At 71.7% G+C, this 12430-nt stretch carries 12 protein-coding genes and 1 pseudogene; 8 read left to right on the top strand and 5 right to left on the bottom strand.

What is annotated here, in order from left to right; all coding sequences use genetic code 11:
- Positions 1 to 22 precede the first annotated feature (22 nt).
- The gene (locus tag DJ82_RS09700; RefSeq protein ID WP_094524855.1) at positions 23 to 424 is read right to left on the bottom strand and encodes a hypothetical protein; all 402 of its coding nucleotides are present in this window, start codon (positions 422 to 424) and stop codon (positions 23 to 25) included.
- Positions 425 to 604: 180 nt separating this feature from the next.
- On the opposite strand from DJ82_RS09700, the gene DJ82_RS09695 reads away from it, so the two are divergent.
- The 4 genes from DJ82_RS09695 to DJ82_RS09680 all read left to right on the top strand — a co-directional run bounded on the left by DJ82_RS09695 (position 605) and on the right by DJ82_RS09680 (position 4054).
- Positions 605 to 1198, top strand: a complete 594-nt coding sequence (locus tag DJ82_RS09695; protein ID WP_094524856.1) for a zinc ribbon domain-containing protein — start codon at positions 605 to 607, stop codon at positions 1196 to 1198.
- Between the two features lie 214 nt (positions 1199 to 1412).
- Positions 1413 to 1592 (top strand): ribbon-helix-helix domain-containing protein, encoded by a 180-nt coding sequence (locus DJ82_RS09690; RefSeq protein WP_004595187.1) that lies wholly within the window; start codon positions 1413 to 1415, stop codon positions 1590 to 1592.
- Between the two features lie 4 nt (positions 1593 to 1596).
- Positions 1597 to 2811: a cell division protein FtsZ gene (gene ftsZ, locus DJ82_RS09685; protein WP_094528131.1), complete on the top strand. Its 1215-nt coding sequence runs from the start codon at positions 1597 to 1599 to the stop codon at positions 2809 to 2811.
- Positions 2812 to 3040: 229 nt separating this feature from the next.
- On the top strand, positions 3041 to 4054 hold the full coding sequence (locus tag DJ82_RS09680) for a zinc-binding alcohol dehydrogenase (protein WP_094581712.1): 1014 nt from the start codon (positions 3041 to 3043) through the stop codon (positions 4052 to 4054).
- 12 nt (positions 4055 to 4066) lie between these two features.
- Here the strand turns inward: DJ82_RS09680 and DJ82_RS09675 are convergent, their stop codons facing one another.
- The 3 genes and pseudogenes from DJ82_RS09675 to DJ82_RS09665 form a co-directional block, all read right to left on the bottom strand.
- The gene (locus DJ82_RS09675) at positions 4067 to 4837 is read right to left on the bottom strand and encodes a CDP-alcohol phosphatidyltransferase family protein (RefSeq protein WP_094581690.1); all 771 of its coding nucleotides are present in this window, start codon (positions 4835 to 4837) and stop codon (positions 4067 to 4069) included.
- A 173-nt stretch (positions 4838 to 5010) separates the two neighbouring features.
- Positions 5011 to 5397: a hypothetical protein gene (locus DJ82_RS09670; protein WP_094524859.1), complete on the bottom strand. Its 387-nt coding sequence runs from the start codon at positions 5395 to 5397 to the stop codon at positions 5011 to 5013.
- Between the two features lie 69 nt (positions 5398 to 5466).
- Positions 5467 to 7489 (bottom strand): annotated as a pseudogene (locus tag DJ82_RS09665) (aldo/keto reductase).
- Positions 7490 to 7577: 88 nt separating this feature from the next.
- On the opposite strand from DJ82_RS09665, the gene DJ82_RS09660 reads away from it, so the two are divergent.
- From DJ82_RS09660 to DJ82_RS09645, 4 genes are all read left to right on the top strand, one after another.
- Positions 7578 to 8447 (top strand): hypothetical protein, encoded by an 870-nt coding sequence (locus DJ82_RS09660; protein ID WP_094524885.1) that lies wholly within the window; start codon positions 7578 to 7580, stop codon positions 8445 to 8447.
- A gap of 99 nt (positions 8448 to 8546) precedes the next feature.
- The gene (locus tag DJ82_RS09655; RefSeq protein WP_094524861.1) at positions 8547 to 8924 is read left to right on the top strand and encodes a 6-carboxytetrahydropterin synthase; all 378 of its coding nucleotides are present in this window, start codon (positions 8547 to 8549) and stop codon (positions 8922 to 8924) included.
- Positions 8921 to 10075 (top strand): glycosyltransferase family 4 protein, encoded by a 1155-nt coding sequence (locus DJ82_RS09650; protein ID WP_094581689.1) that lies wholly within the window; start codon positions 8921 to 8923, stop codon positions 10073 to 10075. The genes DJ82_RS09655 and DJ82_RS09650 overlap by 4 nt, the downstream gene beginning before the upstream one ends.
- Complete coding sequence (locus DJ82_RS09645; protein WP_394338196.1) at positions 10072 to 11118, top strand: class I SAM-dependent methyltransferase; 1047 nt, start codon at positions 10072 to 10074, stop codon at positions 11116 to 11118. The genes DJ82_RS09650 and DJ82_RS09645 overlap by 4 nt, the downstream gene beginning before the upstream one ends.
- A gap of 42 nt (positions 11119 to 11160) precedes the next feature.
- Here DJ82_RS09645 and DJ82_RS09640 read toward each other — a convergent pair whose 3' ends face one another.
- Positions 11161 to 12144 carry a TIGR00269 family protein gene (locus tag DJ82_RS09640; protein WP_094581688.1) on the bottom strand — a complete coding sequence of 328 codons (984 nt, stop codon included), beginning with the start codon at positions 12142 to 12144 and terminating at the stop codon, positions 11161 to 11163.
- Positions 12145 to 12430 lie beyond the last annotated feature (286 nt).

The raw sequence follows: 12430 nt of genomic DNA, 5'->3' as shown, positions 1-12430 counted from the left end.
GACGCGGGAGTGCGAGGTCGGATTACGCGACGATGATGTCGCTGTCCGACTCCTCGTCGTCGCTCTCTCCCTCCGCCCCGCCGGCCTCGGCGTCCGGCGTCGTCGCCTCCTGCTCCGGGACGACCATGTCGTCGTCGCCCTCGCCGCCGGTCGACGCGCTCCCGTCGTCGGTCCGCTCGACGACCTCGACGTGGTCGTCGGAGTGGGTCCGCGTCTCGCCGCCGGCGGACTCTGTCGATTCCTCGGCCGGTTCGGCCGTCTCCCGCGCCTCCTCGGTCGCGGCGTCCGCCCGTACGGACACCTCTTGGGCGTCCTCGAGCTGTCGGACGCGTTCCTTCATTTCGACCAGCTCCTCGGTGAGCCCGTTGACCGCCGCTTGCAGCTCCGCGACCTGTCGTTCGAGGTCCTCGACGCGGTTACTCATATACACACGTATGCCCACGCGGGCCGTATAAATCTGCGTCAGACACACGTGTGACCATGTGACATGATTTTCGCCGACCGCGGCGGCTCGGCGCGCTCGTTTCCGGGGGCTGAAACGTCTCGCGGCTACCGTCCGATATCGGGGGGAAGATACTTGTAGTACGGTCGATATGGCGTCCGTATGAGTAAGATCACCTTCCGGGCCGACGACGACCTCGTCGAGCGGCTGGAAGCGTGTGACGCCTCCAAGAGCGAGGTGATGCGGGAGGCCCTCCGCACCCACCTCGACGACGCCGAGGAGGCGACTGCTCCCGACGCGGGTCCGACGGCCGAGGAGACGGTCGGCGCCGCGCTGGCAGACCGCGTCGACGACCTCATCGCGGAGCGGCTCGACGCCGCGTTGGACGACCGCCTCGGCGGACGGCGCGCTCCGTCCGACGCGACGTATGCGTCGGGGAACCCGGCCGAGGTCAACGTGAACGTCTCTCTCGACGCCCCTGACGCCGACGCCGCCGACACGCGTGTGACACGTGAGACGTCGGCGGACGCTGAGACTGAGACGCGTAAGACGCCGGCGAGCGCGAACGCTGGCGAAAACGCCTGCGGCGGCTGCGGAGAGAACGTCCCTGAAGAACACGTGTACTGTCCGAACTGCGGAGAAAAGCAGTCTCACCGGGCGTTCTGCGAGTGCGGCGACGAGCTGCGGACCGACTGGGCGTTCTGCCCCGGCTGCGGTCGGCGGACCCCCGCCGCAGACGTGTTAAATGACAGGTAACGCCTGACTCAGGCCGCCAGTCGGCCGAATTCGTCTCTTCGGGTGGTTGTCTTACACTCGGCGATAGCTTTATATTGGTAGACTCGGTGAATTGAACTGCGTAAGACGGTCGTCTTACAGCGGCCGTCCGCGGCGGGGATGATCCCGTCGACGGACGATTCGTCGCTGTAAGACACACGCGTCGCGTGCTCGCCGTCTTACCGGGGGAATACCAATGGAGCGTGTGACACTACGAATCCCGAAACAGCAGATAGACGAGGTCGAACAGATGGTCGAAACGGGCGAGTTCCCGAACCGGAGCGAGGCGATCCGGTCGGCCGTTCGCGACATGTTGAACGAACAGGACGGCGAGCGCGACGAGCGCGGCCGCAACCGCAACTGGGCGAAGGTGTGAACTGATGCAAGATCTCGTTCAGGACGCCCTCGACAACGCGGAAGCGGAGAAGCGCGACATGGACTCCGTCGATATGGACGACGACGAGTTCGGGGACCCCCGGATCGTCATCGTCGGTGCCGGCGGCGCCGGAAACAACACGATCAACCGGCTGTACAACATCGGCGTGGACGGCGCCGACACCGTCGCGATCAACACGGACAAACAGCACCTCAAGATGGTCGAGGCCGACACCAAGATCCTCGTGGGCAAGTCGCTCACGCAGGGGCTCGGCGCCGGCGGCGACCCCAAGATGGGCGAGCGCGCCACCGAGATGGCCCAGGGGACGATCAAGGAGGTGCTCGGCGACGCCGACCTCGTCTTCGTCACGGCCGGAATGGGCGGCGGCACCGGCACCGGCGCGGCGCCGGTCGTCTCGAAGATCGCCAAAGAGCAGGGCGCCATCGTCGTCGGAATGGTCTCGACGCCGTTCAACGTCGAGCGCGCCCGCACCGTGAAGGCCGAGGAGGGCTTAGAGACCCTCCGCAACGAGGCCGACTCGATCATCGTCCTCGACAACAACCGGCTGCTCGACTACGTGCCGAACCTGCCGATCGGGAAGGCGTTCTCCGTGATGGACCAGATCATCGCGGAGACGGTGAAGGGGATCTCCGAGACGATCACCCAGCCGAGCCTCATCAACCTGGACTACGCCGACATGTCCACCATCATGAACCAGGGCGGCGTGGCCGTCATGCTCGTCGGCGAGACCCAGGACAAGAACAAGACCCAGGAAGTGGTCAACGACGCGATGAACCACCCGCTCCTGGACGTCGACTACCGCGGCGCCTCCGGCGGGCTCGTCCACATCACGGGCGGTCCGGACCTCACGCTGAAGGAGGCCGAGGGGATCGCGAACAACATCACCGAGCGGCTGGAGGCGAACGCCAACGTGATCTGGGGCGCCCGAATCCAGGACGAGTACAAGGGGAAGGTCCGCGTCATGGCGATCATGACGGGCGTCCAGAGCGCGCAGGTGCTCGGCCCGTCGACCCAGAAGCAGGCCGACAAGTCCCGCGCCGCGGCCGGAGCCGAGGACCTCGGCGACTCGCGCTCGCGCGCCGCCGAGGCGAACGGCACGGCCGGCGCGACGGCCTCCGGCGGCGCCGACCGGGGCTGGGAGTCCGACGGCGGCACCGAGCAGACCGAGCGGAACAACGGCCTCGACGTCATCCGCTAGGCGTCGCTGACGGACCGCCGCCGTCGCAGTCGTTCGCTTTCCGATCGACCGTCTCTCTTTCGCGCCGTCGACGCCGATCCGCTCGCTTACCTCCGGGTCTGACCCGTCGGACGGCGCGAGGACTTAACATCGCACAGTGCGTAGGGATCTACGTGTTACGCCACCAGCCGAGCCGAAGCCCGTGGCCTCGCTCGGGCGTCGCCCGCGACCGGACCGGGTCCGCGACCCGATGACCGACGCCGCGCTCTACTTCACGGCCCCGGAGACCGTCGAGGTGCGCGAGGCGACGGTCGGACCGCCGGCGGACGACGAGCTGCTCGTCGAGACCCGCGCGTCGGCGATCAGCGCCGGGACGGAGCTGCTCGTGTACCGCGACCAGACGCCGGCGGATCTCCCGGCGGACGAGGCGCTCGACGCGCTCGACGGCGACCTCTCGTACCCGCTCCGGTACGGCTACGCCGCGAGCGGCGTCGTCCGCGAGGTCGGCGCCGAGGTCGACTCGGAGTGGGTCGTCCGGTCGGTGTTCGCGTTCGTCCCCCACCAGACGCGCTTCCGCGCGACCCCCGACTCGGTCGTCGCGCTCCCGCCGGAGACGACGCCGGCCGCCGGCTCGCTCCTCCCTTCCGTGGAGACCGCGACGAACATCGTCCTCGACGCCGCCCCCCGTCTCGGAGAGCGGGTCGTGGTGTTCGGCGCCGGGGTGATCGGACTCTGCGTCGTCCGCCTGCTGGCCGACTTCCCGCTGGAGTCGCTCGTCGTGGTCGACCCGATCGAGCGCCGTCGAACGCTCGCCGCTGCGCTCGGCGCCGACCGGACGACGACGCCGGCCGAACTCGGCGCCGTCGACCTCGCCGGGGACTCCGCCGTCGGGGGCGCGGACCTCGCGGTCGAGCTGTCCGGCCAGCCGAGCGCGCTCGACGACGCGATCGGGGTCGTCGGCTACGACGCGCGGATCGTCGTCGGCTCGTGGTACGGGACCAAGCGCGAGCCGATCGACCTCGGCGGGCGGTTCCACCGGGACCGCATCGACATCGTCTCCAGTCAGGTGTCGACGATCAGCCCGGAGCTGCGCGGGCGGTGGGACCGCGACCGCCGCATGGAGGCGGCGCTCGACCGGATCGACGCGATCCCCGCCGCCGAGCTCATCACCCACCGGATCCCCTTCGAGCGCGCGCCGGAAGCGTACGAACTGCTCGACTCGGAACCCGACGCGGCGGTCCAAGTCATCCTGGAGTACTCGTGACCGTCTGCTTTCTCACCGGCGAGACGGGAGTCGACCGCTGACGGCGAGGTAGTCGCGCGCGAACACCGCCAGCGACGGCGCGAGGACGATTGGCGCGAGGGTCCGAACGACGTCGGTCGGCACCGGCGGGCCGAGCGCGACCGTCACGAAGACCATCTGGACGCCCGCGAGGTACTTGCCGAGGTCGCTGTCGGGCAGGTCGCCGACGGGGAGCCCGCGGACGCGCCGCAGCCACACGGCCCCGCGGAAGACGTAGCGCGCGGCGGAGATCGAGAGGTACCAGATCGGGAGTAGCTCCCACAACACCGCCACGAGCGGCGCGGCGACGAATCCGAAGGTGTCGAACGCCATGTCGAGCCGGCGGCCGACCTCGGTCTCCCGCCCGACCGTTCGGGCGACGCTCCCGTCGAGGTTGTCGAGGGCGACGCCGGTCCCGTAACACAGCGCCGGCACCCACGCGAGCGCCGTCTCCGGCGGCGCGACGACGAATCCGGCGACGACCGCGTACAGCGCCCCGCGAACGAGCGTGACCGCGTTCGCCAGTCCGAACAGCTGTCGCCAGAAGCCGCCGGTCAGCCCCTCCGGATCGAGCCCGTACCCGACGTACCAGAGCTGTCCGGCCCAACAGAGGCCGGCGACGACGGCGGGCGAGAGTCCCCAGCGGCCCATCGCGTCCGCGGGGAACAGCCGCAGGAGGAGCGCGGCGAGCGTGAGTGCGGCGAGGAGCGGGAGCCCGAAACCGATCCCGACGCGAACGGAGCGCCGACGGCGGATCTCGGCCATCTACACGCCACCTCCGGTCGCGACCGGGCCCGCGAGGGGTCCGCCGCCCGGGGATACGTTTACGCGCCGAACGGTCGCGTTTACGCCCGCGTCGACGGCCGAGCCGTCGGGGAGCGCGTCGCTGATCGCGACGGCGTGCTCGCGTCGCCGTCGGCGCTCGCGGTCCGCCACGGCTACCGGCGCAGCAGGGCGACCAGAACGAGTATCAACACGACCTGCGCGACCTTGTCGACGCCGCCGAGCGTCCCGACGTCGGCCGGGAACGACTTCGTCCCGCCCGCGAAGTTGATGACGTACCATAAGACGATCTGGACGAGGGTGAAAGCGATCCCGACCGCGTACACCGTCCGTCGGCGGTAGTCGATCGCGAGGAGGGTGACGCCACCGACGAAGCCGAGCCCCGCGAGGACGAAGCTGATACCCATCGGCGAGGGGAACATCCTGACGCCGAGAAAGAGGTGGACGGCGGCGGAGACCAGCGCCGCGACGATACCCACCCAGTGGAGGCCGTTCAGCGAGCCGATGTCGACCGCGGGCCGCTGCGACTTGGTTGTTGCCATATTACACACATGGACTTCTGTCACATAGAAATACCGCCCGAGCGGACGAGGGCGATCGACTCCGGCGCCCTACCGCTCGAAGTCGGGGTCGCGCAGGGCGTCGATCCGCGCGAGCTCGTCGGCGGTCAGCCGCTCGCTCCCGGCGGCCAGGTTCGAGACGACGTGCGATTCCGTGGTGCTGGACGGAATCGGGACGACCCCTCGCGAGGCGTTCCACGCGACGACGACCGCGGCCGGCGAGAGACCCCGATCCGTGCCGATCGCGTCCAGCACGGGTTCGTCGAGGAGGCCGGGCGCCGACAGCGGCGAGTGCGCGACCACCCGAATTCCGCGCTCGTGACAGCAGTCGACGAGACCGGTCCGAGGGCGGTAGGGGTGTCGCTCCACCTGCACCAAGGCCGGGTCGACGTCGCCGGTCTCCAGCACCGTCTCCAGCTGCGCCCGCGAGACGTTACAGACCCCGAGCGTCCGGGCCCATCCCCTCTCGTAAACGGCCTCCAGGTTCTCCCACGCGGTCGCCAGCGACACGTCGTCGGTCGCGAGCTCGCCGTCCGCGTCCTCGGGAAAGGCGAGCGCCTCCTGTCGCTCGACCGGCTCCTCGGCGAGCCGGCTCAGCTCCCCCCGGTGTTCGAGCGCCGATGGCCAGTGGAGCGCGTAGCAGTCGAATGCGTCGATCCCGAGCTCCTCGCGGCTGCCCGCGCAGGCGGCGAGCAGGCGCTCCCGGCGGTGGTTGGTGCGCCACGCTTTCCCGAGCAGGAACACCCGCTCCCGGTCGGGCGCGCCCGGCGCGGCGAGCAGCTCCCCGATCCGGTGTTCGTTGCCGTACAGCTCGGCGGAGTCGAGGAGGCGGTAGCCGGCGTCGAGCGCGGTCGCGATCGAGTCGGCGCGCTCGACGTACTCCCCGTCGCGGTAGCGCGAGCAGCCGAAGCCGACCGACGGGAGGCGGATCGCGGCGGCGCCCGACGTCCCCTCGACCCCGGTGCCCGACGTCCCCTCGACCCCGGTGCCCGTATTACACCCGTCCGACGCCGGCCTGACGACCGGCGCCGGCGGCGGGTCGGCGGTCGCCCCGCAGTCGTCGACGGCGACCGGTCCGTCCCCCTCGGCGGCCGCCTCGATCGCGTTGCAGACGGCGACGACGTGGGCGCCCGCCGCCTTGCCCGCCCGCGTTTGAGGCGACCCCGCCTTCGACCGTCGCGGCGAGGCGCTCGACGGCGTCGACGTACTCGTAGGGCTTCGCCGGAGACGTCGGCGGCGCGCTCACGTACTCCCGCCCGACGCGACCGAACCGGACGGCGTCGCGGTCGTCGTCCATCGCGCCGGTCCCCGTCAGGTACAGCGAGCCGTCGTCGCCGTGGAGCTCCAGCCCGTAGAACTCCCGGCTCCGGTGGGGGGCGTAGAAGCTGGCGGTCAGCCTGACGGTCGGCCCCGCCGCGAACGCCAGCGTCGCCTCGACGTGGCTCGGCGTCGAGGGCCGGCGCTCCTCGCGCTCGGGCCACACGTCGAGCGCGTCGGCGACGCGGACGCGCTCGACCGGGCCGAACCACGACACCAGCAGCGCGAGCGGGTACACGGCCCCGTCGTACAGCGGCCCGATATCGAGGAAGGAGCCGGGGCGGTCGTGCCAGTCGGTCACGCGGCCGACGTGGGCGTGAGCGTATCCGAGCCCCACCGGGCCGAGCCGGCCGTCGGCGAGGAGGCGCCCCGCGCGGCGCTGCGAGGGCGCTCGCGGCGTGCCGGGTGCACAGCCCAGCGCGAGGCCGCGGTCGCGGGCGAGCGCCACCAGCGCCCGCGCCTCGTCGGCGTCGAGCGCGAGCGGCTTCTGCGAGTAGACGTGGCGGTCGGCTTCGAGCGCGGTCCGGGTCACCGGCGCGTGGGCGGCGTGGCTCGTCAGGTTCACCACTACCGGCGCGTCGACCGCGGCGAGCGCCGCGTCCAGGTCGGTAAACGACGGGCAGTCGTGGGCCGCGGCGAGGGCGGCGGCGCGATCCCCGTCGAGGTCGACGACGCCGGCGAGCGACAGCGGACTCCCCGACAGGCCGGCGGCGTACTCCGGCGCGATCGACCCGGCCCCGGCGAACAGACAGTTCACGGTCGTATCGAGGCGGGGAGACGTATATGCCTCCCGCCGGAGCGGTTTAGTCGCCGCGCGCTAACTCACGGTCGTGACGGAACCGGGAATGAGCCGCCTCGGGACCGCCTACCTGCGCGGGTTGCAGGCGGTCGGTCGGCGGCTCGACTACGGGACGAACGCCTTCGACCGCGAGTGGGACGTCCTCGTCGTCCTCGACGCCTGTCGGGCCGACCTGCTGCGTTCGGTCGCGGCCGACGTCGACTTCCTCGACCGCGTCGAGACGGTCCGGTCGGTCGGCAGCTCCTCCTCGGAGTGGTTGGAGAACACGTTCGTCGGTCGCCCCGAGACGGCCCGGACGGTCATGGCGACGGGCAACACGTGGACCGACCGCTACCTCGACGCCGACGCGTTCGCGGCGCTCGACGAGGTGTGGAAGTACGCGTGGGACGACGCCCTCGGCACCGTGCCGGCGCGGGCGGTCACCGAGCGGGCGGTCGCGCTCGCCCGGGAGCGCGACCCCGACCGACTCGTCGCCCACTACATGCAGCCGCACCACCCGTTCGTCCCGGACCCCCTCGACGGCGACGACGGGCTGGCCCGGACGGGGAGTCACAGCAACGAGGGGAACCCGTGGGTGTCGCTCCGGCGCGGCGAGGTCTCGGTCGAGCGCGTCTGGGCCGCGTACGAGGCCAACCTCCGCCACGTGCTCGGCGAGGTGGAGACGCTCGCCGACAACGTCGACGGCCGCGTCGCGGTCACGGCAGACCACGGCAACCTCTTCGGCGAGTGGGGGCTGTACGGCCACCCGATGAACACCCCCGTGCCCGCCCTCCTCGCCGTGCCGTGGGCCGAGACGACCGGCGTCGACCGCGGGACGCTCGACCCGGCGCTCGAACCGCCGGAGCCGCTGCCGGTGAGCCGCGTTCACGGGGAGAGCGACGAGCGAGAGCGGCTCGCGGCGCTCGGCTACCTGTGAGCGTCCGTCGGGCCGACGGCGGGGACGCGGCCGGCGGCAGTCTCGGTCGCCTCTCCCCCGCCCTCCGGATTTAGGTGCGTCGCGCCCGTGGATCGGTGTATGTACGCGACGACGGTGCTGACGGACTTCGTGGCCCAGCACTACCTCACGGTCCCCGACCCCGGACCCGAGGGCGTCCCGCACTCCCACCACTTCGAGGTGGAGCTGACGTTCCGCGGGCCGGAGCTGAACGAGTACGACTACCTCGTCGACATCGACGACGCCGACGCGGCGCTCGCCGACCTCGCCGACCGCTACCGCGACGAGCTGCTCAACGACCTCCCCGAGTTCGAGGGGCGCAATCCGAGCGTCGAGCGCTTTGCCCGTGTGATCTTCGAGCGCGTGACCGACGCGGTGACCGACGAGACCGTGACCGAGCTGTCCGTGACGGTCTGGGAGGACGACGCGGCCGCCGCGACGTACGACGCCCCGGTATGAGGGTCGGGCTCACGCTGTACGGGAGCCTCGACGAGCGGTCCGGAGGGTTCCGCTACGACCGGAAGCTGGTCGAGGGGCTCCGGGCCGCCGGCGACACCGTCGAGGTCGTCGAACTCCAGTGGCGAGCGTACCCGCGCGGGCTGCTCGACAACGCCAGCCCGTCCCTCCGCGACCGCCTCCGCGTCGACGTCGACGTGATGCTGCAAGACGAGCTCGCGCACCCCTCTCTGGTCCTCGCCAACCGCGGTCTGCCGTACCCGATCGTGAGCGTCGTCCACCACCTGCGGGCGAGCGAGCCGCGCCGCCTCTCGCCGCTGTACCGCGCCGTCGAGCGCCGGTATCTCGCGACCGTCGACGGCGTCGTCTGCAACAGCGGGGCGACCCGCGACGCGGTCGCCGCCCTCGGCGTCGACCCCGACGAGACCGTCGTCGCCCCGCCCGCGGGCGACCGGTTCGATCCTGCAATCGACGGCGACGCGGTCGCGGCGCGCGCCGCGTCGCTCGGGGAAATCGGCGAGGAATCCGGAGCCGGCGACGGCGCGTCGGTCGCCGACCCCGCTCCCGCGCCCCTCCGAGTCGCGTTCGTCGGGAACGTCGAACCGCGGAAGGGGCTCGACACGCTCGTCGAGGGCGTGTCCCGCGCCGACGCCGCCGTCGACCTCACGGTCGTCGGCCGGCCGGTCGACGAGTCCCACGTCGCCGACGTCCGGCGATTGGTCGGCGAGCGCGGGCTCGGCGACCGCGTGCGCTTCGCCGGCCGGCTGTCGGACGACGCGCTGGCCGACGTCCTCCGCGAGAGCCACGTCCTCGCGGTCCCCTCCCGGTACGAGGGGTTCGGGATCGTCTACCTCGAGGGGATGAGCTTCGGCCTGCCGGCGATCGCCTCCCGGGCGGGCGGCGCGAACGAGACGGTCACCGACGGGGAGACGGGCGTCCTCGTCGACCCGGACGACCCCGCGGCCGTCGCCCGCGCGCTCGACGAGTTCGCGGCCGACCCCGATCGGACTGCCGAGATGGGCCGCGCCGCCAGGCGGCGGTACGAGCGTCACCCGGGCTGGACGGAGTCGACGGGTCGAGTCCGGCGACTCCTCGCCGACGTCGCCGACGCGGGCGACGGCGTCGACGCGATAGACACGGAGGTGGCGACGTGACGGGAGACCGCGACGTGACCGGAAGCGGCGACGAGTCCGCCGAGGCGACCGACGAAGAGGCCCCCGCCGACGACGCTCTCGCCGACGACGCCATCGCCGACGACACCGACGCCTTCCGGCGCTACCTCCGCGCGAAGCGGACCGTCGACGACCGGGCGCTCGACCGCCGGCTCGTCGGGATCCTCCGCGAGCGGCTCGCCGACCGCGCCGCCGCGAGCGCCGGGCCGCTGCGCGTGCTGGAGGTCGGGGCCGGCATCGGGACGATGGTCGCCCGCCTGATCGATCGGGAGGTGCTCCCGCCGGGCGAGACGCGGTACGTCGCCGTCGACCGCGACGCGGAGGCGCTCGCCGGCGTCGGTCCGTACCTCCGGGAGTGGGCGACGGACCGAGAGGGACCGGTCTCCGTCGAGACCGCCGACGGCGACGCGCTCGTCGTCGAGACCGACGCCCGTACGGTTCGGGTCGAGCCGGTCGCCGCCGACGCGGTCGCGTACGCCGGGGAACGCCCGGGCGAGTGGGACGCCCTGATCGGGATGGCGCTGCTCGACGTCCTCGACCTCGACGGGCTCGACGCCCTGCTCGACGCGCTCGGCCCCGGCGGGACCTACTACTTCCCGATCACCTTCGACGGCGCGACGCGCTTCCGCCCGGCGCACCCCGACGACCGGGCAATCGAGCGGCTGTACCACCGGCACATGGACGAGAAACCCGACGGAGACAGCCGCGCCGGCGGCGCCGCGCTCTCGCGCCTGCGCGAGGCGGACGGCTCGACGCTCCTCGGGGTCGCCGGCTCCGACTGGGTCGTGCGTCCCGCCGACGGCGAGACCGGCTATCCGGCCGACGAGGCGTTCTTCGTCCGGCACATCCTCGACACCGTCGAGCAGGCGGTCGGCGAGGTGATCGCCGTCGGGGGCGACGGATCGCTCTCGGCCGCCGACCTCGACGCGTGGCTCTCAGAGCGGCGGCGACGGGCCGACGCCGCCGAGCTCGTCTACCTCACCCACCAGCTCGACCTGCTCGGGCGGGTCGACGGCGACGCCTGACCGACAGAACGCTCGGGTCGCCGACCGCGTTCGACGGGGCGGTCAGCTCGCCGCCTCGATCGAGTCGAGCAGGCGGCACTTCCGGCAGACGTCGCGGCTCGTCTTCGAACCGCAGCGCTCGCACTCGCCGAGGTCGGGGGCGCCGTCGGCGGCGTCGCCGCCCTCGCGGTACGCCTCGGCGGCGAGCGCGGAGAGCTCCTCGTAGCCGGCCATGATCGAGTGGCGGACGCCGGGGTGGTTCTCCTCTAACTCGTGGATCGTCGACCGGATCTCGCCGCGGTACGCCTCCGAGGAGTGGGGGCACTCGGCCATGTGCGTCGGGAGGTCGCGGACGTGACAGTAGAGCGCGATCTCCTTCTCGGGCACGTCGCGGAGCGGTTTGGCGCGCGGGACGAAGTCGTCGGTGCCCTCGCGCTCGTCGAAGGGGCCGAGCGAGGCGTCGAAGTGTTTCGCCACTTGCCGCACGTCGCCATCGAGGAAGTTCATCATCGCCGTCTGCGCCTCGTCGTCGAGGTTGTGGCCGGTGAGCAGCTTGTCGGCGTCGAACTCGGCGGCGTACTCCTCCAAGAGGTCGCGCCGGAACACGCCGCAGTACGCGCAGGCGGCCATGTTCTCCGGGTCGCTCTCGACGACGTCGTCCATCTGCACGCCGAACTCCTCCTCGTAGGAGACGACTTCGTGCCGGAGCGAGAGCTCCTCGGCGAGCTCGACGCAGGCGTCGAGGCTCTCGTCGCGGTACCCCTCGATCCCCTCGTGGATCGTCAGCGCGAGCATCTCGACGCGGGGGTCCTTCCCGAACACGTCGTCCAGAATTCGCGTCAGCGCGACGCTGTCTTTCCCGCCGGAGAGGCCGATCACCCAGCGGTCGGGGTCGTCCGGCGTCGCCTCCGGATCGAGGAGGGAGTCCTCCCGGACCCGGCGTTTCACGCGCTTCTCGACCGACCGGCGGAGGTGCTCGCCGCAGAGGTGCGCCCCGGAGTAGGCGGCGTGGTGGACGGCGTCGGCCCCGCACTTGTCGCACTCCATCGGTGCCGGGTTACCGACGCGCGCGGATACCCGTTTCGGGCCGCCTCCGTGAGAGCGGGAGCGAGATCGGACGGAAGTGAGACCGACGGAAGCGCTTCCGAAGCCCCGGTCGCTCGTTTAGAAGTAGTTGATGACGGATAGACGGCGAACGCCTCCGAAGCCCCAGTCGCGAGGGCGAAGCACGGCGAAGCAAGTACCGCAGCGAGAGAGCACCAGCGACCGCACCTCACGCCTCCCCAGCCTCGTCGGTCGCCCTCCGCGTCGCTCCGGGCGACCGACGAGGCTG

Source organism: Halorubrum sp. Ib24 (assembly GCF_002252745.1).
GTDB lineage: Archaea > Halobacteriota > Halobacteria > Halobacteriales > Haloferacaceae > Halorubrum.
This window is presented reverse-complemented; position numbering and strand designations above follow the sequence as displayed.